This window comes from Streptomyces sp. NPDC096205 (assembly GCF_044763135.1).
Taxonomy (GTDB): Bacteria; Actinomycetota; Actinomycetes; order Streptomycetales; family Streptomycetaceae; genus Streptomyces.
This window is the reverse complement of record NZ_JBIWFS010000004.1, coordinates 104347-125988: the sequence shown is the minus strand read 5'-3', so window position 1 is coordinate 125988 and position 21642 is coordinate 104347. Positions and strand designations below refer to the sequence as shown.

General features: G+C 72.7%; 17 protein-coding genes. 12 read left to right on the top strand and 5 right to left on the bottom strand.

What is annotated here, in order from left to right; translation table 11 throughout:
* Positions 1-13 precede the first annotated feature (13 nt).
* Positions 14-1759 carry a serine hydrolase gene (locus ACIQ6Y_RS16685; RefSeq protein WP_404038695.1) on the bottom strand — a complete coding sequence of 582 codons (1746 nt, stop codon included), beginning with the start codon at positions 1757-1759 and terminating at the stop codon, positions 14-16.
* A gap of 138 nt (positions 1760-1897) precedes the next feature.
* On the opposite strand from ACIQ6Y_RS16685, the gene ACIQ6Y_RS16680 reads away from it, so the two are divergent.
* Together ACIQ6Y_RS16680 and ACIQ6Y_RS16675 are read left to right on the top strand one after the other, a co-directional pair.
* Positions 1898-3007, top strand: a complete 1110-nt coding sequence (locus ACIQ6Y_RS16680; RefSeq protein WP_404038692.1) for an NAD(P)H-dependent flavin oxidoreductase — start codon at positions 1898-1900, stop codon at positions 3005-3007.
* The gene (locus ACIQ6Y_RS16675; protein WP_404038689.1) at positions 3004-4548 is read left to right on the top strand and encodes an acyl-CoA synthetase; all 1545 of its coding nucleotides are present in this window, start codon (positions 3004-3006) and stop codon (positions 4546-4548) included. Before ACIQ6Y_RS16680 ends, ACIQ6Y_RS16675 begins: the two co-directional genes overlap by 4 nt.
* A 15-nt stretch (positions 4549-4563) precedes the next feature.
* Here the strand turns inward: ACIQ6Y_RS16675 and ACIQ6Y_RS16670 are convergent, their stop codons facing one another.
* Positions 4564-6975 carry a penicillin acylase family protein gene (locus ACIQ6Y_RS16670; RefSeq protein ID WP_404038687.1) on the bottom strand — a complete coding sequence of 804 codons (2412 nt, stop codon included), beginning with the start codon at positions 6973-6975 and terminating at the stop codon, positions 4564-4566.
* 112 nt (positions 6976-7087) lie between these two features.
* On the opposite strand from ACIQ6Y_RS16670, the gene ACIQ6Y_RS16665 reads away from it, so the two are divergent.
* Entirely contained in the window at positions 7088-8611 is a 1524-nt protein-coding gene (locus tag ACIQ6Y_RS16665; RefSeq protein WP_404038685.1) for an acyl-CoA synthetase, read from the top strand.
* Between the two features lie 144 nt (positions 8612-8755).
* Complete coding sequence (locus ACIQ6Y_RS16660) at positions 8756-9673, top strand: hypothetical protein (protein WP_404038683.1); 918 nt, start codon at positions 8756-8758, stop codon at positions 9671-9673.
* Positions 9674-9684: 11 nt separating this feature from the next.
* On the opposite strand, the gene paaK is transcribed toward ACIQ6Y_RS16660, so the two are convergent.
* On the bottom strand, positions 9685-10980 hold the full coding sequence (gene paaK, locus ACIQ6Y_RS16655; protein ID WP_404038680.1) for a phenylacetate--CoA ligase PaaK: 1296 nt from the start codon (positions 10978-10980) through the stop codon (positions 9685-9687).
* A gap of 209 nt (positions 10981-11189) precedes the next feature.
* Here paaK and ACIQ6Y_RS16650 point away from each other — a divergent pair, with 209 nt between their 5' ends.
* Complete coding sequence (locus ACIQ6Y_RS16650; protein ID WP_404038677.1) at positions 11190-12041, top strand: alpha/beta fold hydrolase; 852 nt, start codon at positions 11190-11192, stop codon at positions 12039-12041.
* Here ACIQ6Y_RS16650 and ACIQ6Y_RS16645 read toward each other — a convergent pair.
* Entirely contained in the window at positions 12013-13734 is a 1722-nt protein-coding gene (locus ACIQ6Y_RS16645; RefSeq protein ID WP_404038675.1) for a sulfatase, read from the bottom strand. The genes ACIQ6Y_RS16650 and ACIQ6Y_RS16645 overlap by 29 nt on opposite strands.
* Before the next feature lie 144 nt (positions 13735-13878).
* On the bottom strand, positions 13879-15489 hold the full coding sequence (locus tag ACIQ6Y_RS16640; protein WP_404038672.1) for an acyl-CoA synthetase: 1611 nt from the start codon (positions 15487-15489) through the stop codon (positions 13879-13881).
* 166 nt (positions 15490-15655) lie between these two features.
* Here ACIQ6Y_RS16640 and ACIQ6Y_RS16635 point away from each other — a divergent pair, with 166 nt between their 5' ends.
* The 7 genes from ACIQ6Y_RS16635 to ACIQ6Y_RS16605 all read left to right on the top strand — a co-directional run bounded on the left by ACIQ6Y_RS16635 (position 15656) and on the right by ACIQ6Y_RS16605 (position 21578).
* On the top strand, positions 15656-16456 hold the full coding sequence (locus ACIQ6Y_RS16635) for a crotonase/enoyl-CoA hydratase family protein (RefSeq protein ID WP_404038670.1): 801 nt from the start codon (positions 15656-15658) through the stop codon (positions 16454-16456).
* Between the two features lie 18 nt (positions 16457-16474).
* Positions 16475-17425 (top strand): Zn-ribbon domain-containing OB-fold protein, encoded by a 951-nt coding sequence (locus tag ACIQ6Y_RS16630; RefSeq protein WP_404038667.1) that lies wholly within the window; start codon positions 16475-16477, stop codon positions 17423-17425.
* Positions 17422-18471: a thiolase domain-containing protein gene (locus ACIQ6Y_RS16625; RefSeq protein ID WP_404038664.1), complete on the top strand. Its 1050-nt coding sequence runs from the start codon at positions 17422-17424 to the stop codon at positions 18469-18471. Before ACIQ6Y_RS16630 ends, ACIQ6Y_RS16625 begins: the two co-directional genes overlap by 4 nt.
* Positions 18468-19634: a thiolase domain-containing protein gene (locus ACIQ6Y_RS16620; protein WP_404038661.1), complete on the top strand. Its 1167-nt coding sequence runs from the start codon at positions 18468-18470 to the stop codon at positions 19632-19634. The genes ACIQ6Y_RS16625 and ACIQ6Y_RS16620 overlap by 4 nt, the downstream gene beginning before the upstream one ends.
* Before the next feature lie 83 nt (positions 19635-19717).
* Positions 19718-19960, top strand: a complete 243-nt coding sequence (locus ACIQ6Y_RS16615; protein ID WP_404038658.1) for a DUF397 domain-containing protein — start codon at positions 19718-19720, stop codon at positions 19958-19960.
* Positions 19961-20069: 109 nt separating this feature from the next.
* Positions 20070-20987, top strand: a complete 918-nt coding sequence (locus ACIQ6Y_RS16610; RefSeq protein ID WP_404038655.1) for a universal stress protein — start codon at positions 20070-20072, stop codon at positions 20985-20987.
* A gap of 21 nt (positions 20988-21008) precedes the next feature.
* Positions 21009-21578 carry a CGNR zinc finger domain-containing protein gene (locus ACIQ6Y_RS16605; RefSeq protein WP_404038653.1) on the top strand — a complete coding sequence of 190 codons (570 nt, stop codon included), beginning with the start codon at positions 21009-21011 and terminating at the stop codon, positions 21576-21578.
* Positions 21579-21642 lie beyond the last annotated feature (64 nt).

Genomic DNA, 21642 nt, shown 5'->3' with positions numbered 1-21642 from the left:
AGCCCAGGTAGGCCTAGTCGGCCGACGCCGTCCAGCCCGTCGCCTCGATCCGCGCCCGGTCGGCCGGGCGGCCCTCGTCGAAGAGGACCTCGTCGTCGCCGGACTCGACCCGCAGCGCGTCGACGTAGACCCCGCGGCCGACGTACAGCCGGTCGGTCGCGTATCGCCACCGCAGGACCAGGTGCGGCTCGGCCGGCAGCGCCGCCGAGAGCCGGTGCCAGACGCGGCCCGACCAGCCGGAGACCGACCCGGCGGGGTGCTCCACCGTCTCCTCGCCGGGTCGGACCGTGACGAACGGCACCGGCCGCCAGGTCGCGCCCCCGTCCCCGGAGGCCTCCAGCACCAGCGGGTCCGCCTGCGGCTCGGTGTCCCACCACAGGGCACAGCGCAGCCGGGCGTCGCCACCGGAGGTGTCCAGGGCGGGCAGGGCGAGGGTCGCGGTCGTCGCGTTCGCCATCCCCGAGAACCACGCCGTACGACCGTGCCGTGGGCGTACGGCGACGGACCGCGCCAGGTTGTTCGCGGCCGCCACCCGGGGAGCGGATCCGGAGCGCCAACTGCGCACGGGATGCACGGAGTTGCCGAGGACGATCAGGAAGGAGTCGGTCGTCGGGTCGAGGACCAGCGAGGTGCCGGTGAAGCCGGTGTGGCCCGCGGTGCGGGGCGTGGCCATCGCGCCCATGTACCAGTGCTGGTACAACTCGAAGCCGAGCCCGTGCTCGTCGCCGGGGAAGGCCGTGTTGAAGTCGGTGAACATCAGCTCCACCGACTCGGCCCGCAGGATGCGCGCCCGCCCGTAGGAGCCGCCGTTGAGCAGGGCGCGGCCGAGGACCGCGAGGTCCCACGCGCAGGAGAACACCCCGGCGTGTCCGGCCACCCCGCCGAGGCTGAACGCGTTCTCGTCGTGCACCTCGCCCCACACAAGCCCCCGGTCCAGCCCCGACCAGGGCCGGCGGGCGACCTCGGTGGCCGCGATACGGGGCTTCCAGGAGGCGGGCGGGTTGTAGCGGGTGCGGTGCATGCCGAGCGGCGCGGTGATCTCGTCGTGGAGCAGCACGTCCAGCGTGCGGCCGGTGATCCGCTCCAGGACCAGCTGGAGCGAGATCAGGTTGAGGTCCGAGTACAGATACCGTGTCCCGGGCGGGTTGAGCGGCGCCTCGTTCCAGATGAGCCGCAGCTTCTCCTCGTACGTCGGCGCGCTGTACAGCGGGATCCAGGCCCGGAACCCCGAGGTGTGCGTGAGGAGTTGGCGGATCGTGATGTCCTGCTTGCCCGCCGCCCCGAACTCCGGCAGATACGCGGCGACCTTCGCCTCCAGCTCCAGCGCGCCTCGCTCGATCTGCTGCACGGCCAGGATCGAGGTGAACAGCTTGGAGACGGAGGCGAGGTCGAAGACGGTGTCCTCGGCCATGTCGATCTGCTGCCCGGGCGGGAACTCCACGGCGGTGTCGGTGGCGGCGTCGTACTCCGCGTACCGCACGGCCTTCCCGATCGGCTGATGCAGCGCCACGGTCCCGCCGCGCCCGGCGAGCAGGACCGCGCCCGCGTACCAGGGGTGCTTGGGGGAGGGGCCGAGGAACGCCTCGGCGTCGGCGACCAGTTGACGCAGCGGCGCGGGGAGCAGTCCGGCCCGCTCGGGCGAGCCGTGCCGCAGCGTCGCGTGCCCCAAGGACGCGGCCGCGGGCCCCGCGGGGAGGGAGGCCAGGGTCAGGGCGCCGCCGAGGACCACTGCGCCCTTGCCGAACTGACGTCTCGTCATGCCGTCCTTCACCACGAGCCCCTCCCGTCGTGCCGCCCGAACGTCTTCGCAAGTATGTCCACCGGACGGGCCTCGTAAATCTGACGAACCGTCAGCTCGGCTCTTCCGTCCTCCGCCCGGCTCCGGCATCCTGCGCCCATGCAGACGGAGCTGAGCCAGCATCTGGGAATCGAGCACGCCGTCTTCGGCTTCACGCCGTTCCCCGCCGTCGCCGCGGCCATCAGCCGGGCCGGCGGCCTCGGTGTGCTCGGCGCGGTCCGCTACACGGCCCCCGACGACCTCGAACGCGACCTCGACTGGATCGAGAAGCACACCGGCGGCCATCCCTACGGCCTGGACGTGGTGATGCCCGCGCGCAAGGTGGAGGGCGTCACCGAGGCCGACGTCGAGGCGATGATCCCGGCCGGGCACCGGCGGTTCGTCGCCGACACCCTCGCCGAGCACGGCGTCCCCGAACTCCCCGCCGACGAGACGGTCGGCTGGCGGATCACCGGCTGGATGGAGGAGGTGGCCCGCACCCAGCTCGACGTGGCCTTCGCCCACCCGATCCGGCTGCTCGCCAACGCGCTCGGCTCGCCGCCCCCCGATGTCGTCGCCCGCGCCCATGACCAGGGCGTGCAGGTCGCCGCCCTCGCCGGTTCCGCCCGGCACGCGGTCAAGCACAAGGAGGCCGGCATCGACATCGTCGTCGCCCAGGGCTACGAGGCCGGAGGGCACACCGGCGAGATCGCGACCATGGTGCTCACGCCCGAAGTCGTCGACGCCGTCGGCCCGTTGCCCGTCCTCGCGGCCGGTGGCATCGGCAGCGGCGAACAGGCCGCCGCCGCGCTCGCCCTCGGCGCCCAGGGCGTATGGCTCGGCTCGGTGTGGCTCACCACCACCGAGGCCGACCTCCACTCGCCCGCCCTCACCCGCAAGCTCCTCGCCGCGGGCTCGGGCGACACGGTGCGCTCCCGCGCCCTGACCGGCAAGCCCGCCCGCCAGTTGCGCACCGCCTGGACGGACGCCTGGGACGACCCCGACGGGCCCGGCCCCCTGCCCATGCCGTTGCAGGGCCTGCTGGTCGCCGAGGCCGTGTCCCGCATCCAGAAGTACGAGGTGGAGCCGCTGCTCGGCACACCCGTCGGCCAGATCGTCGGCCGGATGACGAGCGAGCGCAGCGTCCAGGCCGTCTTCGACGATCTCACCCGCGGCTTCGAGCGGGCCGTCGACCGCATCAACCGCATCGCCGGAAGGAGCGAGGGGTGAACCCCACCGGATTCTGGGCCCAGGCCACCGAGGACCCCACAAGGACGGTCCTCGTCACCGCCACCGGCGAGGAGTGGACCGCCGGACGGCTGCACGCCGCCGCGAACCGCCTCGTCCACGGCCTGCGCGCCGCGGGCCTGGAGCACGGCGACGCCTTCGCCGTGGTGCTCCCCAACAGCGCCGAGTTCCTCACCGCCTACCTCGCCGCCCAGCAGGCCGGGCTCTACCTCGTCCCCGTCAACCACCACCTGGTCGGCCCCGAGATCGCCTGGATCGTCTCCGACTCCGGCGCCAAGGTCCTCATCGCCCACGAGCGCTTCGCCGACACCGCCCGTCCCGCCGCCGACGAGGCAGGCCTCCCGGCGACGCACCGCTACTCCGTCGGCGCCGCCGAGGGCTTCCGGCCGTACGCCGAACTCCTGGACGGACAGCCCGAGTCGGCGCCCGCCGACCGCACCCTCGGCTGGGTCATGAACTACACCTCGGGCACCACCGGCCGCCCCCGCGGCATCCGCCGCCCGCTGCCCGGGAGGCCCCCCGAGGAGGCCCACCTGGGCGGCTTCCTCGGCATCTTCGGCATCCGCCCCTTCGAGGACAACGTGCACCTGGTGTGCTCGCCGCTCTACCACACGGCCGTGCTCCAGTTCGCGGGCGCGTCCCTGCACATCGGGCACCGGCTGGTGCTGATGGACAGGTGGACGCCCGAGGAGATGCTCCGCCTGATCGACCGGGAGAGGTGCACGCACACCCATATGGTCCCCACCCAGTTCCACCGCCTGCTCGCCCTCCCCGAGGAGGTACGCGCCCGCTACGACGTCTCCTCCATGCGGCATGCCGTGCACGGCGCCGCGCCCTGCCCCGACCACGTCAAACGGGCCATGATCGACTGGTGGGGCACCTGCGTCGAGGAGTACTACGCCGCGAGTGAGGGCGGCGGCGCCTTCGCCACCGCCGAGGACTGGCTGAAGAAACCCGGCACGGTCGGCAGGGCCTGGCCCATCAGCGAACTCGCCGTCCTCGACGACGACGGCAACCGGCTGCCACCCGGCCAACTGGGCACGGTCTACATGAAGATGAGCACCGGCGGCTTCGCCTACCACAAGGACGCGGACAAGACCCGCAGGAACCGCGTCGGCGACTTCTTCACCGTCGGCGACCTCGGCCACCTGGACGAGGACGGCTACCTCTACCTCCGCGACCGCAAGATCGACATGATCATCTCCGGTGGCGTCAACATCTACCCCGCCGAGATCGAGTCCGCCCTCCTCTCCCACCCGGCCGTCGCGGACGCCGCCGCCTTCGGCATCCCGCACGACGACTGGGGCGAGGAGGTCAAGGCGGTCGTCGAACCGGCCCCCGGCCACACACCCGGCCCGGACCTCGCCGCCGCCCTCCTCGCCCACTGCGCGGAACGCCTCGCCGGCTACAAACGGCCCCGCAGCGTCGACTTCGTCGCCGAGATGCCCCGCGACCCCAACGGCAAGCTGTACAAGCGACGGCTGCGGGACCCGTACTGGGAAGGACGGGCCCGCGCCGTCTGACCTCAGCTCCCGCTGTCAGCGCCGCTCGCGCGCGACCACCACCCGCAGCGCCGGCGACGCCAGGATGTCCTTCTCGCAGAAGCGCGACCTCACCCAGCGCTCGCCCGAGAACAGTCCCGTCTGGTCGGCGAAGTGGGCCGAGTCCGGGTTCGAGGACTGGGAGTACGACAGGACGGTCCGGGCCACCGGGCAGCGGCTGCCGTCCCAGCCGACGGCCTGGATGTAGCTGGAGCCGGTGGTGACCTCGGTGTATCCGCCGTGCGCCGGGTCCCACACGGGCTCGACCTTGTTCCACACGCCCAGCGCCTCCGTGCCGCCCGGCACCGGGATGCGCCGCCCGTCGCGTACGACGAACTGGTGCGCCCCGAGCGGGGAGTCGAGGACGATCCCCGCCGCCCGCAGCTCGGCGACCGCGTCCGCGAGGGCGGTCCTGAAGCCCGGCGCGGCGGTGTCGAGGGTGTTCGGCGTGCCGACCGGGTCGGCGGCCGAGAACGGCACCTTCCACAACTGGGCCGCCGGAACCCTGGCGAGCAGCTTCCGCCAGAACCGGTCGAAGAGCAGGGCACCCCGGCTGGAGGTGTCCGTCGTACGGTCCCACGCGGCGAGCACCCGGCAGGCCTCCGCCACGTCAACGGGCATGCCATCACTGGCTGTTGCCGTCCCACCCGGCAGCGCGGCACACGCCGTCGCCGTGTCGGCCGCGGCGAGCGAACCCGCCGGAACCCGGTTGGCGTACTGCTGCGCCTGGAGGTCGGCGACCGTCAGCCCGCCGCGCCCGGCGAGGGCGGACACGTCCTCGATCGCGCCCCGGGTGCGCATCGACCGCTGCGTGCCGACGGTGCCGAAGACCCGCTCGTACCCCGTCAGCGGCCGGTCCGTGTTGGCCAGCCAGGCGCTGTCGTTGGAGTTCTCCGCGTACGGCGCGTCCCGCAGCGTGGGCATGCGCGAGGGCCCGAAGATCCCCGGACGCACGGCGTCGGCGTCCCGGCCGAGCGCGCAGTCGCCGCGCGAGCCGTCCAGCACGGCCAGACCCGAGGACGGGTAGGTGACCCGTCCGAGCGGGGTCGAGCAGCGCTGGGCCAGCTCGTCGGTGATGCGCGGCACGACCTGTGCCTGCGTGAACAGGGTGTGCCCGCTGGAATCCGCCGCGATGGTGTTCACCCACGGCAGGCCCTGCGTGCGGTCCAGAGCCGCGAGCACGTCCCCGGTGTCCCGGGCCGTGCTGAAGCCGAGCGCGGTGTCGGCGGCGCGCAGGTTGTCGGCGTTCGGGTCGTTGAGCGCGTAGGCGGTCGTCGCCGTCCACGGCAGCGGCACGGAGGCGCCGAGGGAGTTCACGACCGGGCCGTAGCGGGTCCACCACTGGGTGCGGGCCACCGTACTGCCGTCTTGTAGAGCGACACTGACGGACCGTCGGGTCATGCGTTCGGGTCGGCCGTCCACCAGGTAGACCGTGGGGTCGGACGGGTCGAGGGTCAGCTGGTGGAGGTTGAGGGTGACGCCCGTGGCGACGGTGTGGCTCCACGCCACGCGCGCGTTGTGGCCGATGGAGATCGTGGGGGAGCCGAGCAACGAGCCGCCGGAGACGTCGAGTTCGCCGGGGATCGTCTGCTGCGACTGCCAGAAGCGGCGGCCTCCCTGCCACGGGTAGTGCGGGTTGCCGAGGAGCAGGCCGCGGCCGTTCGCGGTGGTCCGGCCGCTGAAGGCGACCGCGTTGGAGCCCATGTCGGCACTGTCCGCGGCGAACAGTTCGCGGGCGGCACGGGCGGTGTCGCGGGCGTCCGGGGCAACCGGGCCCGCAGGGGCGGTGGGCGGCTGGGCGGCCGTGATGCCGTCCACGGCCCGGCCCTGGCCGCCCAGCACCGCGAGGGCGTAGGAGCGCGCGGCCACGTCCAGCGAGGTGATCGGACGCACCCAGGGGGCGTCCTTGCACGCCGGGTCGGTGATCCGGTTCCGCTTCAGCCAGGCGTTGTAGCCGGCTGCGAACCCGTCCATCAGCTCACGGGCGGTCCGGCTCGGCCCGGCCGGAGCCGGCTGTGCGAGCAGCTTCTCCACCGTGCCCGCTTCCCGTACGCCACGGAAGTACAGGTCGCTGGAGAGGTTCCGGCTCGCCGAGGACAGCGAGAAGTCGGGCGCCGCGTCCGGCCCGAAGAACCGCGAGCGCTCACCGCGTACGGTGACGAACCCGTCGGCCAGCGTGCACACCTGGTCGGCGGCCTGCGCCCACCCCGTGCCGAAGCCCAGGCCGGCGTAACTGCGCGCCACGATGTGCGGGATGCCGTACTCGGTGTAGCGGATGACGGCCGACAGACCGCCGTGCGAGGGGTGTTCCTGACGGGACTGCGTCTGGGCCGCGGCCGCCGGAAGCGCGGACGCGGCGGTGAGCAGGGCGACCGCGGTGACCATGAGCCGCCTGGCGCGGGTGCGCAATGGTGCCTCCCAACATCGTCGAGGGAAGGAGCGGTTGAGCGTACCAACGGGTATGTGACGTGGGGGCCGGGATGCTTGACCTCGATCGGTGGCGGGCCGAGGATCCTGTGCCATGACGCCCGGACACGGCAGCACAGTGACGCCCGGCCACGGCAGCACGGTCGACGGGGTGCTGCGCCGCAGCGCCCACCGCACCCCGGCACGCGTCGCGGTCGAACACCGCGACCGCACCTGGACGTACGAGGCACTCGACGACGCCGTCTCGCGCGCGGCGACCGTCCTGCTGGCCGAGGGCCTCGCGCCCGGCGACCGGGTCGCCGCCTACGGCCACAACTCCGACGCCTATCTGATCGCCTTCCTCGCCTGCGCCCGCGCGGGCCTGGTGCACGTGCCGGTCAACCAGAACCTCACCGGCGACGACCTGGCCTATCTGATCGGCCAGCCGGGCAGCTCGCTGGTGCTCGCCGACCCGGACCTGACCGGCCGGCTGCCGTCCGGCGTACGGGTGTTGCCGCTGCGGGATGCCGAGGACTCGCTGCTCGCGCGGCTGGCCGAGGCGGCGCCGTACGACGGGCCCGAGGCGCGCGGCGACGAACTGGTGCAGCTGCTGTACACCTCGGGGACGACGGCGCTGCCCAAGGGCGCGATGATGACCCACCGGGCGCTGGTGCACGAGTACCTCAGCGCCATCACCGCCCTGGACCTGAGCGCGGGCGACCGGCCGGTGCACTCGCTGCCGCTGTACCACTCGGCGCAGATGCACGTCTTCCTGCTGCCCTACCTCGCCGTCGGCGCGACGAACATCATCCTCGACGCCCCGGACGGCGACACCCTCTTCGACCTGGCCGAACAGGGCCGCGTGGACAGCCTGTTCGCCCCGCCGACCGTATGGATCGGCCTGGCGAACCGCCCCGACTTCGCCACCCGCGACCTCGGCGGACTGCGCAAGGCCTACTACGGCGCCTCGATCATGCCGGTGCCCGTCCTGGAGCGCCTGCGCGAACGGCTGCCCCAACTGGCCTTCTACAACTGCTTCGGCCAGAGCGAGATCGGCCCGCTGGCCACGGTCCTCGGCCCCGACGAGCACCGCGACCGGCCCGCCTCCTGCGGCCGGCCGGTGCTGTTCGTCGACGCGCGGGTCGTCGACGAGAAGGGCGACGACGTCCCCGACGGCACACCGGGCGAGATCGTCTACCGCTCGCCCCAGCTCTGCGAGGGCTACTGGGACAAGCCCGAGGAGACCGAAGAGGCCTTCCGCGACGGCTGGTTCCACTCCGGCGACCTCGCCGTCCGTGACGCCGACGGCTATCTCACGATCGTCGACCGCGTGAAGGACGTCATCAACTCCGGTGGCGTGCTGGTCGCCTCCCGCCAGGTGGAGGACGCGCTCTACACGCACGAGGCCGTGGCGGAGGTGGCGGTGATCGGCCTTCCGGACGAGAAGTGGATCGAGGCGATCACCGCGGTCGTCGTCCCCCGCGGCGAGGTCACCGAGGCCGCGCTGATCGCCCATGCCCGCGACCGCCTCACGCCCTTCAAGGCGCCCAAGCGGATCGTCTTCACCGACTCCCTGCCCCGCAACGCCAGCGGCAAGATCCTCAAGCGTGAACTCCGGGACCGGCTGGGCGCTGGCTGAATCCGGACGATCGTCTGCCGTCCGGGCTCAGCCCGCTTTGAGAGGCGGCGCAGCGGGGATACCGCCAGAGAACCACCGCACCGGACGGCCGGCATCTGATCGGAGGCTGACCATGCGCCATGACCCGTGCCCCCAGAGCCCGTCGTGAGGACGGGACCCCAGCGCTATCCCGGCGCCTCGACCACCTACTGGTACCAGGACAACTACCCGGGCTCCGCGATGGAGACCAACGTGGTCCTGTGGCACTCGACCGAGGGCACCTCGCTGCCCTCCTACGGCGGCGGCGCGTCCGCGCCGAACCTGACCGCGCGCCCCGACTTCGCCAAGCAGCGGATGGTCTGGTACCAGCACTTCGACTTCGACGTCTCCAGCCGCGCCCTGCGCAACCTGCCGGGCGGCGTCGAGACCAACACCCTGAACGTGTGCCAGGTGGAGATCGTCGGCACCTGCGACCCGGCGACCCACCGGCGCTGGGGGAGCACACCGCACCTGTACATGCCGCAGCTGCCGCAGTGGGTGATCCGGGACCTGGCCGCCTTCGCCCGCTGGGCCCGCACCGAGCACGGCGTACCCCTGACCTCGGGGCTCACCTTCAAGCCGTATCCCAGCTCCTACGGCGCCAACGGCGTGCGGATGACCGCCGCCCAGTGGAACCGTTTCTCCGGCCACTGCGGCCATCAGCACGCCCCCGAGAACGACCACGGAGACCCCGGCAGCTTCCCGATGAACGCCGTCCTCGCCGCAGCCAAGGGAGACACCATGGACCTCACTCCGGCCAATCTGAGGGCCATCGCCGTCGCGGTCCTCACCGCCGACGGCATCATCGACAACCCCAACCCGGCCACGGCGGACGACAACCCGTACGTCGCGCTGGAGACCGTCGTCCGCAACCTGGAGATCATCGCCCGCCGCACGGAGAAGAAGCTCGCCACGCTCCAGGCCGCCGAGCTGACCGACGCGCAGGTGTCGGCCATCGCCGAGCGGCTCGCCGCGCATCCCGCGTTCGCCGACGCGCTCGCCGAGAAGCTGGCGGACCGACTCGCCGCCCGCGACAGCTCCTGAAATCAGGGCTTTCAGCGTGGCCGCTCGTCCACGATCCGGCGGATCTTGCCCACCGACCGCTCCAGCGTCTCCGGGTCGACGATCTCGACACCGACCGAGACTCCGATGCCGTCCTTGACGGCGGCGGCGATGGAGCGGGCGGCCGCCTCCCTGGTCTCCGGGGTCGCGTCCGCGCGGGCCTCCGCCCGGATCGTGAGGGCGTCCAGCCGGCCCTCGCGGGTGAGGCGCAGCTGGAAGTGCGGGGCGACCCCCGGGGTGCGCAGGACGATCTCCTCGACCTGCGTGGGAAAGAGGTTCACCCCGCGCAGGATGACCATGTCGTCGCTGCGGCCGGTCACCTTGCGCATACGGCGGAACACCCGGGCCGTGCCCGGCAGGAGACGGGTCAGGTCGCGGGTGCGGTAGCGCACGACCGGCATGGCCTGCTTGGTCAGCGAGGTGAAGACCAGTTCGCCCTCCTCGCCCTCCGGCAGCACCTCGCCGGTGACCGGGTCGACCACCTCGGGGTAGAAGTGGTCCTCCCAGATGTGCAGGCCGTCCTTCGTCTCCACGCACTCCTGCGCGACACCCGGGCCGATCACCTCCGACAGGCCGTAGATGTCGACGGCGTCGATCCCGAACCGCCCCTCGATCTCCCGCCGCATCTCCTCCGTCCACGGCTCCGCGCCGAAGATCCCGACCTCAAGCGAGGTGGCGCGCGGGTCGACGCCCTGGCGTTCGAACTCGTCCAGCAGGGTGAGCATGTACGACGGCGTCACCATGATGATCCGCGGCTTCAGGTCCTGGATCAGCTGCACCTGACGGGACGTCATGCCGCCGGACGCCGGGACGACCGTGCAGCCGAGCCGCTCGGCGCCGTAGTGCGCGCCCAGGCCGCCGGTGAACAGGCCGTAGCCGTAGGCGACATGGACCGTGTCGCCGGGCCGGCCGCCCGCCGCGCGGATCGAACGGGCCACCATGTCCGACCACATGGACAGGTCGTCGTCCGTGTACCCGACGACCGTCGGCCGGCCGGTCGTGCCGCTGGAGGCGTGGAGGCGGCGGATGCGCTCACGCGGCACGGCGAACATCCCGTACGGATAGTTCTCGCGCAGGTCCGCCTTGGTGGTGAAGGGGAAACGGGCCAGGTCGGCCAGGGAGCGGCAGTCGTCCGGGCGGACGCCCGCCTTGTCGAAGGCCTCCCGGTAGAACGGTACGTTCGCGTACGCGTGACGCAGCGAGGCGCGCAGCCGCTCCAGCTGCAGCGCCCGCAGTCCGTCCACGTCGAGGCGCTCGCCCGCGTCCAGCAGCTCCGTCGTATCCGCCATGGGGACGTCTCCCTCACCAACCGCACCAATCCGGGCGACCGATCATTCGGTCGAGGTGTTCGGAGATCAGTAATCCAGGCCACCGGGGGCGAGGCAAGGGGTCGGCGCCGACTTTCTCGCCGTGTCCCGGGCCGTATCTTCTGTCTCCCCGCCTCTTGTCTCCCTATCTCCATTGCGGCCCCCGGCGCCGTACGTCCATGATCGACCGCATGCCGACCTTCACAGCCCCCGACGGGACCGTCCTCGCCCATCACTCGCTCGGCGACCGCGGCGAGCCCGTCGTCGTCCTGCCCGGAGGCCCGATGCTCGCCTCGGCCTACCTCGGTGACCTCGGCGGGCTCGCCGCCCACCGACGACTGGCCCTGCTCGATCTGCGCGGCACCGGGGACTCCGCCGAGCCCGCCGACCCGGCGACGTACCGCTGCGACCGGCAGGTGGACGACGTCGAGTTGCTGCGGATCCACCTCGGTCTGGAGCGGGTCGACCTGCTCGGGCATTCGGCGGGCGCGAGCCTGGCCATGCTCTACGCCGCCCGGTACCCGGCCAGGGTGCGGAGGCTGGCGCTGATCACCGCCATTCCCCGGGCGCTCGGCATGTCCGCCACGCCCGAGGACCGGCTCGCGGCGGCCCGGCTGCGGGAGGGCGAGCCGTGGTTCGCCGCGGCCTTCCCGGCCTTCGAGAAGTGGCTCGCCGGCGGCGACTTCGACGACGCCGTCCTGCCCTTCTTCTACGGCCGCTGGGACGAGGCCGCCGCCGCACACGCCGCGGCCGCCGACGGCGACACCGACGAGGCCGCGGACATCTACCTCTCCGACGGCGCCTGGGACCCGCCCGCGACCCGCGCCGCGCTCGCCACACTCGCCGCCCCGGTGCTCGTGTACGCGGGCGAGCTCGACGGCGGCCCCCGCCCGCAGCTGGCCCGCCGTGCCGCGGACGTCTTCCCGAACGCCGAGTTCGTGGTCCAGCCGGGCGCCGGGCACTACCCGTGGGTGGACGACCCGGACGCGTTCGCCACGCGCGTGGCCGCGTTCTTCAGCGACCAGTCCCGTACGCCGTCATGAAGCGGTCGCGGAAGCGGTCCATGCCCCACACCGGGGCCGTGGGCGCGGGCTTGAGGCCCTCGGTCCAGCCCCAGTCGGCGATCCGGTCCAGCACGCGCGGGTCCTTGGCGACGATCGTGACCGGCACGTCCCGGCTGGTGCTGCCGGCGGTGACGGTGGGCACCGGCTGGTGGTCGCCGAGGAAGACCACGACCGTGTCGTCGTCGCCGTAACGCTCCAGCCACTCGGTCAGACTGCGCAGCGAGTATTCGATCGCGTGCCGGTACTCGGTGCGGACGCTGTCCGCGTCCTTCCAGACCTCCTCGGGGTCCTTGCCCCGCTCCTTGATGCCGTGGAAGACGGAGCCGTCGCCGAGGTCGTCCCAGTCGATCATGTGGGCGATCGGGGCCCACGGGTTGTGGCTGGACGCAAGGATGATCTCCGCCATGATCGGCTCGCGCTCGCCCCGGCCGTGCTCCAGGCGCTCGAACGCCTCCAGGCTGAACTGGTCCGGCACCGGCGTCCAGCTGAAGTAGGGCCCGTGATAGCCGAGATGCTCGGAGTCGTAGATGTGGTCGAGGCCGAAGAACGTGCCCTCCGGCCAGGCCCGGCGCACCCCGGGGACGATGCCGACCGTGCGCCAGGCGCCGGTCCTGCGGAAGTAGTTCGTCAGGGTCATACGGTCGCTCGTGGTGAGGCTGCGGTAGCGCTGCTGGTTCTTGATCCACAGCCCGGACAGGAACGTCGAGTGGGCCAGCCAGCTGCCCGCCCCCGTCACGGGTGAGCGCAGCCAGCCGCTGCGCGCCTCGAACCCCGCCGCGCCGAGCGAACGGGTGCCGTCCGCCAGCACCGCGCCGACCTGCGCCGCCATGTCGGGGTCCTCGACCGCGGTACGGCCGTAGCTCTCGATGAAGGTGAACAGCACGTCCTTGCCGCGCAGACCGGTCAGCAGCTCGTCGGGCGGGGTCGCGGCGAACGCGTCGACGGCCGCCTCCTTCTCGAAGACGCGGGCGTCCTTCAGCCCCTCCCGCACCATCGCCACGCGGTTGCCGAGCATCTCGGCCGTGCCCTTCGTGGCCAGCGGCGCGCCGATGCCCGGCACCCCGAAGGTGACACACACGATCCACGCGGTGCCGAGCGCGAGCGTCGTACGGGCGGCCACCTGGCGGTGCAGGACCATCAGCCGCGTCAGCCGCAGGGTGGCGAGGGTCGTCAGCACCAGGACGACGACCACCAGTACCAGCACCCCCGCCACGGCCAGCACCTGGCCCGTCCGCCCGAAGGACTCGCCCACGAAGTCCACCGCGTCGTCCAGCAGGATCCAGTCCAGGACCAGGTCGAAGGGCCGGGCCAGCACCTGGTGGAAGCCCATGTCCAGACACTTCAGGACGGTCACCAGCCCCAGGAACACCCCGGTGACGACCGACGCGATCCGCCGTGCCCTCGGCGGCAGCGCGAGCAGCAGACCGGCCAGCAGCACACCCTCGGCGGGGATGCGCAGGAACGCGCCGAACGACAGCCGCTCGACGCGGTTCGGCAGCAGGAGCGCGACCAGCACCAGCACCCCGGCCGCCACACTGGTGCCGACGGTGACACCACGGGCCGTACGGCGGTAGCGGTGCCGCCACCCGAACAGGCCTCGGCCGTTGCCCCGCGACTCCGGCTCCTCGTCGGCGGCTTCGGGTGGCCGGGTGGAGGGGCTCGTGAGCGACACGTGCGGGTCCTTCCGTACGGGCGGGGGGCGGGGCCGGGTCTGCCCTCACCAGTACGGTCGCACGTCGGACGGGGTTCAACTCCCGCGGGGGCACGGTTCACCCGTCCGGTGCGGCCGGGGGCTCAGTCCCTGCGGGGGCGGGAGTCACCCGTCCGCCGCGCCCGCCACCTCCCGGGCCCACCGGTAGTCCGCCTTGCCGCTCGGCGAACGCCGGATCGTGTCGGTGACCACCAGCCGGCGCGGCACCTTGTACCCGGCCAGCTGGGTACGGCAGTGGGCCTGGATGTCCTCCAGCGACGGCCGGGCCGCGCCCTCGCGCAACTGCACCACGGCCGCCACCCGGTTGCCCCAGGTCGGGTCCGGCACCCCGGCGACGAGGGCGTCGTACACGTCGGGGTGGGACTTCAGGGCCTGCTCGACCTCCTCCGGGTACACCTTCTCGCCCCCGGTGTTGATGCACTGCGAACCCCGGCCGAGGACGGTGACGACCCCCTCCGCGTCGACGGTCGCCATGTCGCCGAGCAGCACCCAGCGCTCGCCGTCCCGCTCGAAGAAGGTCTCGGCCGTCTTCGCCGGGTCGTTGTAGTAGCCGAGGGGGACGTGGCCGCGCTGGGCGACCCGGCCGACCTCGCCCACCGCCACCGGCTCCCGCGTGGCCGGATCGACCACCCGCGTACGGGCGTTGACCCGGATGCGGAAGCCGCGCCCGGGTCCGGAGTCGGGGGTGGCGGTGCCGTTGAAGCCGGACTCCGAGGAGCCGAAGTTGTTGAGCAGCATCACATGCGGCACCAGCTCCAGGAACTGCCGCCGTACCGTCTCCGACATGATCGCCCCCGAGGAGGACACGCTGAACAGGGAGGAACAGTCGGTGCCCTTCAGCGGCCCGGACAGCGCGTCGATCAGCGGCCGCAGCATCGCGTCGCCGACCAGCGAGACGCTCGTGACCTTCTCCTTCTCGATCGTGCGCAGCACGTCCTCCGGCACGAACTTGCGGTGCAGTACGACTCGTTGGCCGAAGTCGAACCCGATGAACGCGGTCAGGGTGGAGGTGCCGTGCATCAGCGGGGGAGTCGGGAAGAAGGTGATCCCGGAACCGCCCGCGGCGACCCGCTCGGCCAGCTCCTCCGGCGTCTTCACGGGCTCCCCGGTCGGCGCCCCGCCGCCCAGCCCGGCGAAGAACAGATCCTCCTGACGCCACATCACCCCCTTGGGCATCCCGGTCGTGCCTCCGGTGTAGATGACGAACTGGTCGTCGCCGGACCGGGCGGGGAAGCCGCGCTCCATCGACGCCGCCGCCTCGGCCTCCGCGAACGCCACCGCGTCCACGGCATCCCCCGCGGGCCCCACCTCGACCAGATGCCGCAACCGCGGGGCACGCGGCAGCGCCTGCGCCACCCGCTCCCCGAACTCCGCGTCGAAGACCACGGCCGTGAGATCGGCGTCCCGGTACAGATACGCCAACTCCTCGGCCACATACCGGTAGTTGACGTTCACGGGCACGATGCGTGCCTTCAGGCAGCCCAGCACCGTCTGGAGGTACTCGACGCCGTTGTACAGATGCAGTCCCAGATGCTCGCCGGGGCGGATGCCGCTGTCCAGCAGATGGTGGCCGATCCGGTTCGCGGCCGCGTCCAGCTCCGCGTACGTCAGCCGGCGCTCGGCACCGGTGCCGGGGTGGTCGACGTACACCAGCGCCTCGCGGTCCGGCACCACGTCGACGACCGACTCGAACAGGTCGGCAAGGTTGTACTCCACCGCTCCTCCTGACCGCGTCCCGCATCGGTTGCCGGTCATCAGAGCAAAGGAGGGCGCAAGGGGGAAGGCTCGCGGCATCAAAATCTGACTACCTGTCAGAAACCTCTTGTCCTGTACGGCGCCCTCCTGCAACCTGTTCTCGTTCCGGCAGAGGGGAGAGGGCGTCATGGGTGGTACGGAACATCTCACCGTGCGGCGCGAGGGCGCCACGCTGGTGCTCACGCTCAACAGGCCGCAGGCCAGGAACGCCCTCTCGGTCCCCATGCTCGTCGGCCTCTACGACGGCTGGCTGGAGGCCGATGCGGACGACAAGGTCCGCTCGATCGTGCTCACCGGCGCGGGCGGCTCCTTCTGCGCCGGCATGGACCTCAAGGCGCTGGCCGGCCAGGGCATGGCCGGCCAGGAGCACCGCGAGCGCCTCGAGGCGGACCCCGACCTGCACTGGAAGGCGATGCTGCGCCACCACCGCCCCCGCAAGCCGGTCATCGCCGCGGTGGAGGGACCCTGTGTCGCGGGCGGCACCGAGATTCTCCAGGGCACCGACATCCGGGTCGCGGGCGAGTCGGCCGTCTTCGGGCTGTTCGAGGTCCGGCGCGGGCTGTTCCCCATCGGCGGCTCCACGGTCCGACTGCCACGGCAGATCCCGCGGACCCACGCGCTGGAGATGCTGCTCACCGGACGGCCGTACACCGCGCGGGAGGCGGCGGACATCGGGCTGATCGGGCACGTCGTCCCGGACGGCACCGCCCTCGACGGGGCCCTGGAGATCGCCGAACGGATCAACGCCTGCGGCCCGCTGGCGGTCGAGGCGGTCAAGGCGTCCGTGTACGAGACCGCCGAGATGACCGAGTCCGACGGACTGGCCGCCGAACTGAAGCGCGGCTGGCCGGTGTTCGACACCGCCGACGCCAAGGAAGGCGCCCGCGCCTTCGCGGAGAAGCGACCGCCCGTCTACAAACGCGCCTGACCCGAAGGAGCGCAAGGGATGCCCGAAGTCCTCAAAGCCCCCCTCGTCGTCGAGTTCCCCTTCACCCGCTCCCTCGGCCCCGTCCAGAGCGCCTTCCTCACCGGCCTGCGCGAACGCGTCGTGCTGGGCGTGCGGACCGCCGACGGCCGCACCCTCGTCCCGCCCGTCGAGTACGACCCCGTCACCGCCGAGGAGATCCGCGACCTGGTCACGGTCGCCCCCACCGGCACGGTCACCACCTGGGCCTGGAACCCGGCCCCCCGCCGCGGCCAGCCCCTCACCACGCCCTTCGCGTGGGTACTGGTCCGCCTCGACGGCGCCGACACCGCCCTGCTGCACGCCCTCGACGCCCCCGGCCCCGACGCCGTGCGCACCGGCCTGCGCGTCCGCGTCCGCTGGGCCGCCGAACGCACCGGCGCCATCACCGACATCGCGTGCTTCGAGCCGTACGACGGTCCCGCCCCCGAAGTCGCCTGCCACAGCGGCGAGTTCGCGGACCCGGTCACCGGGATCGTCGCCCCCGCCCGCCTCGACTACACCTACGCGCCCGGCCGCGCCCAGTCCGCCTACCTCCACGGCCTCGCCGAGCGGCGCACCATGGGCGAGCGCTGCCCGTCCTGCCGCAAGGTCTACGCCCCGCCCCGCGGCGCCTGCCCCACCTGCGGCGTCGCCACCACCGAGCGGGTCGAGTGCGGGCCCCGCGGCACGGTCACCACCTTCTGCATCGTGAACATCAAGGCCGCACATACGGCGAATCTCGACATCGAAGTCCCGTACGTCTACGCCCACATCGCCCTCGACGGAGCCGACCTCGCCCTGCACGGACGCATCGCCGGCATCCCCTACGACCAGGTGCGGATGGGCCTGCGCGTGGAGCCCGTGTGGACCGACGGCGCCCGCTGGCCCGACCACTACCGGCCGACCGGCGAACCCGACGCGGACTACGACACGTACAAGGAGCTGCTGTGACGCGGGACATCGCGGTCGTCGCCTTCGCCCAGAGCGACCACCGGCGCACCACCGAGGACGTCTCCGAGGTGGAGCTGCTGATGCCGGTGCTGCACGAGGTGCTCGGCCGGACCGGCCTGAAGACCTCCGACATCGGCTTCACCTGCTCCGGCTCCTGCGACTACCTGGCGGGCCGCGCCTTCTCCTTCACCCTCGCCCTCGACGGCGTCGGCGCCTGGCCGCCGATCTCCGAGTCGCACGTCGAGACGGACGGCGCCTGGGCGCTGTACGAGGCCTGGACGAAACTGCTGACCGGTGACGCCGACACCGCGCTGGTGTACGCGTACGGCAAGTCCTCGCCCGGCTCCCTGAGGGACGTCCTGACCCGGCAGCTCGACCCGTACTACGTCGCCCCCCTGTGGCCCGACTCGGTCGCACTCGCCGCCCTCCAGGCGCAGGCGCTGATCGACGCGGGCGACACCGACGAGCACGAGCTCGCCGCGATCGGCACCCGCAGCAGGCGCGCCGCGACCCTCAACCCGCATGCCCAGCTGAGGGGTTCGGTCCCGCAGGGCGAGTACGTCGTACGGCCCCTGCGCACCGGCGACTGCCCGCCCGTCGGCGACGGCGCCGCGGCGGTGATCCTCGCGGCGGGGGAGCGGGCCCGTGAGCTGTGCGACCGGCCCGCCTGGATAAGGGGCATCGACCACCGGGTCGAGGCCCACTCCCTCGGGGTGCGCGACCTCACCGACTCGCCCTCCACCCGGCTCGCCGCCGAGAAGGCCGGCGCGTTCGAACGGCCGGTCGACACGGCTGAGTTGCACGCCCCCTTCACCGCGCAGGAGGTGATCCTGCGGGGGGCGCTGAGGCTCGACGACAGCGTTCGGGTGAACCTCTCCGGCGGCGCCCTCGCCGCCAACCCCATGATGGCCGCCGGGCTGATCCGCATCGGCGAGGCCGCGGCCCGCGTCCACCGCGGCGAGTCCGACCGGGCCCTCGCCCACGCCACCTCCGGCCCCTGTCTGCAACAGAACCTGGTCGCCGTACTCGAAGGGGATCCACGATGAGCAAGGAGCCCGTGGCCGTCGTCGGCATCGGCCAGACCAGGCACGTGGCGGCGCGGCGGGACGTGTCGATCGCCGGACTCGTCCGCGAGGCGGCCCAAAGGGCGCTCGCGGACGCCGAGTTGACGTGGGCCGACATCGACGCCGTCGTCATCGGCAAGGCGCCCGACTTCTTCGAGGGCGTGATGATGCCCGAGCTGTACCTCGCCGACGCGCTCGGCGCGGTCGGCAAGCCCCTGCTGCGGGTGCACACGGCAGGGTCGGTCGGCGGATCCACCGCCCTCGTCGCCGCGAACCTCGTCGCCGCGCGCGTCCACGGCACCGTCCTCACCCTGGCCTACGAGAAGCAGTCCGAGTCCAACGCCATGTGGGGCCTGTCCCTGCCGATCCCCTTCCAGCAGCCCCTGCTGGCCGGCGCGGGCGGGTTCTTCGCGCCGCACGTGCGGGCGTACATCCGGCGCAGCGGCGCCCCCGACACCATCGGCTCGCTGGTGGCGTACAAGGACCGGCGCAACGCCCTGAAGAACCCCTGCGCCCATCTCCACGAGCACGACATCACCCTGGAGAAGGTCCAGGCCTCGCCCATGCTGTGGGACCCGATCCGCTACTCCGAGACCTGCCCCTCCTCCGACGGGGCCTGCGCGATGGTGCTCACCGGCCGGGCGGGCGCCGCCCGGGCGCCGCGGCCGCCCGCCTGGATGCTGGGCGGCGCCATGCGCAGCGAGCCGACCCTCTTCGCGGGCAAGGACTTCGTCTCCCCGCGGGCGGGCCGGGACTGCGCGGCCGACGTCTACCGCCAGGCCGGGATCACCGACCCGCGCCGGGAGATCGACGCCGCCGAGATCTATGTGCCCTTCTCCTGGTACGAGCCGATGTGGCTGGAGAACCTCGGCTTCGCCGCCGAGGGCGAGGGCTGGAAGCTCACCGAGTCCGGCGTGACCGAGCTGGACGGCGAGCTGCCCGTCAACATGTCGGGCGGCGTGCTCTCCACCAACCCCATCGGTGCCTCCGGGATGATCCGCTTCGCCGAGGCCGCGCTCCAGGTGCGCGGCCGGGCGGGGGAGCACCAGCTGGACCGGGCCCGCCGGGTGCTCGGCCACGCCTACGGCGGCGGCGCCCAGTTCTTCTCCATGTGGCTGGTCGGCGCCGAGCCCCCCGAGTCCTGAAAGTCCTCCTCACGCGGCCTGTCGGGGGCGGGGGACGATCGATAGTCTGGCCGCGGACGACGCGAACCGGGAGGAGCACGGACGTGGCCGAGAGCACCATCCAGCAGCAGCCGCTCACGGGCTGGGACAAGCCGGAGCTGGACCTCAGCAACGCCGAGTGGCAGTCCAGCAGCCGGGGGCGGGGGGATGTCCAGATCGCCTTCGTCGAAGGTTTCATCGCGATGCGCAACAGCGGCCGGCCCGAGAGCCCTTCCCTGATCTTCACGCCCGCCGAATGGGGTGCGTTCGTGTCCAACGCCCGTGAGGGGGAGTTCGACCTGACCTGAGCCGCGCCCGACGGCACGCCGAACCGAGGGTGTTTCCGATCCAGGGGCCGAAGCCTGCGCCAGGCTGGCCCCAGCAAGCGGAAGGTCGCACTCCCGAGGTGAGGAACCCATGAGCACCCTGCCGGTCATCGCGGCGGTCGACGGTTCGGACGACAGCCTGCGCGCCCTGGACTGGGCCCTGGACACCGCCCGGCGCCGCGAGGCGCCGCTCACGGTGGTCCACGTACGGCACGAGACGGCATGGACGCAGCCCGGCGCCCCGGTCGTCCTGCCCCCGCCGGCCGAGGAAGATCCCGTGCTCGCCGACGCGCGCACCCGGCTCGCCCAGCACGCCGACGAGGTGGACACGCAGTACGCCGCGCTCGACGGCGCCCCGGGTGTCCTGCTGCCCGAACTGGGCGCCGAGGCCCAGCTGTTGGTGCTCGGCTCGCGCGGCCGCGGCGGCTTCGCCAGCCTGCTCATGGGCTCCAACGGCATCGCGGCCGCCCGCGACGCCGAGTGTCCGGTGGTCGTGGTGCCCCGGCCCGGCCGCGAGGTCGCGGACGCCCTGCCGCAGGAGCCCGGGCCGCGGATCGTCGTCGGCCTGAAGGTGGAGGGCCCCGACGAGGCCGCGCTCGACCTCGCCTTCACCGAGGCCGCCCTGCGCGGCGCCCGTGTACAGGCGGTCGCCGCCTACCCCTGGCCGGTCCAGGACTGGTCGATGTCCGCCGAGCTCGCCTCGGTGATGATCGACCGGGCGCCGATCGAGTCCGAGACCCGCACCCTCGCCGAGGGCTTCCTCGCCCCGCACCGGCAACGCCACCCCGACGTGCCCGCCGAAGCGCTCCCCGTCCCCGGCGACGCCGCAGGCGCCCTCGTCTCCGCCTCCCCGGGCGCCGAGCTGACCGTCGTCGGCCGTCACCGCAGGCGCCTGCTCGCCCCCGCCCGCATGCTCGGCTCCGTCACCCACGCCGTCCTGCTGCACGCGGCGAGCCCGGTGGCGGTGGTGCCCCCGGCCCCGGACCCCACCCCCGCCTCTAATGCCTGAGCGGCTGCCTATCATTAGCGCATGCAGGATGCGCAGCTCACCCTGGACCTCGCCCTCACCATCCGCCACGACGGCAACGGCGGCGTGGCCGACGACCTGACCGACCCGTCCGGCCTGACCGCCTGGCTCCACACCCACCCGGGCCTCGCCCCGACCGGCCACACCGCCGACGCCACCGCCCTGACCGCCGTACGAGAGCTGCGCGCCGCCGTACGCACCCTGTTCGCCCACGCCGTCCCGGGAGAACCGAGCCGCGCCGACACGGGCCGCCTGCTCCCGTTGGAGGAGGCGGTGGCCCGGCTCAACGGGGCTGCGGCGCGCACCCCCGTCGTTCCGGTCCTGGCCTGGCCGGAGGGCTCGGATCCCGTCGTACGTCACCGTCCCGCGACCAGCGACGACCTGACATCCACGCTTGCCCGCGCGGCCATGGCGTTCCTCGCAAGCCCGGACCGCGATCGACTCCGCGCCTGCCACGCCCCCCGCTGCGTCCGCTACTTCCTCAAGGACCACCCCCGCCAGGAATGGTGCAAGCCGAGCTGCGGAAACAGAGCGAGGGTGGCCCGCCACCATGAACGCCACAGAGGTGAGTGACCTCCAAGGGGCGCGGGGCTGTATCGATGTGCGGCTCCGCCGCGTGGGCGCGAGCAACCGACCA

Bases quoted from the DNA above. Each gene is read 5' to 3' on its own strand.
- ACIQ6Y_RS16605 (WP_404038653.1), top strand. From the start codon at position 21,009: ATGCAGGATGCGCAGCTCACCCTGGACCTCGCCCTCACCATCCGCCAC.
- ACIQ6Y_RS16665 (WP_404038685.1), top strand. From the start codon at position 7,088: ATGACGCCCGGACACGGCAGCACAGTGACGCCCGGCCACGGCAGCACG.
- ACIQ6Y_RS16610 (WP_404038655.1), top strand. From the start codon at position 20,070: ATGAGCACCCTGCCGGTCATCGCGGCGGTCGACGGTTCGGACGACAGC.
- ACIQ6Y_RS16680 (WP_404038692.1), top strand. From the start codon at position 1,898: ATGCAGACGGAGCTGAGCCAGCATCTGGGAATCGAGCACGCCGTCTTC.
- ACIQ6Y_RS16635 (WP_404038670.1), top strand. From the start codon at position 15,656: ATGGGTGGTACGGAACATCTCACCGTGCGGCGCGAGGGCGCCACGCTG.
- ACIQ6Y_RS16685 (WP_404038695.1), bottom strand. From the start codon at position 1,759: ATGACGAGACGTCAGTTCGGCAAGGGCGCAGTGGTCCTCGGCGGCGCC.
- paaK (WP_404038680.1), bottom strand. From the start codon at position 10,980: ATGGCGGATACGACGGAGCTGCTGGACGCGGGCGAGCGCCTCGACGTG.
- ACIQ6Y_RS16620 (WP_404038661.1), top strand. From the start codon at position 18,468: ATGAGCAAGGAGCCCGTGGCCGTCGTCGGCATCGGCCAGACCAGGCAC.
- ACIQ6Y_RS16630 (WP_404038667.1), top strand. From the start codon at position 16,475: ATGCCCGAAGTCCTCAAAGCCCCCCTCGTCGTCGAGTTCCCCTTCACC.
- ACIQ6Y_RS16650 (WP_404038677.1), top strand. From the start codon at position 11,190: ATGCCGACCTTCACAGCCCCCGACGGGACCGTCCTCGCCCATCACTCG.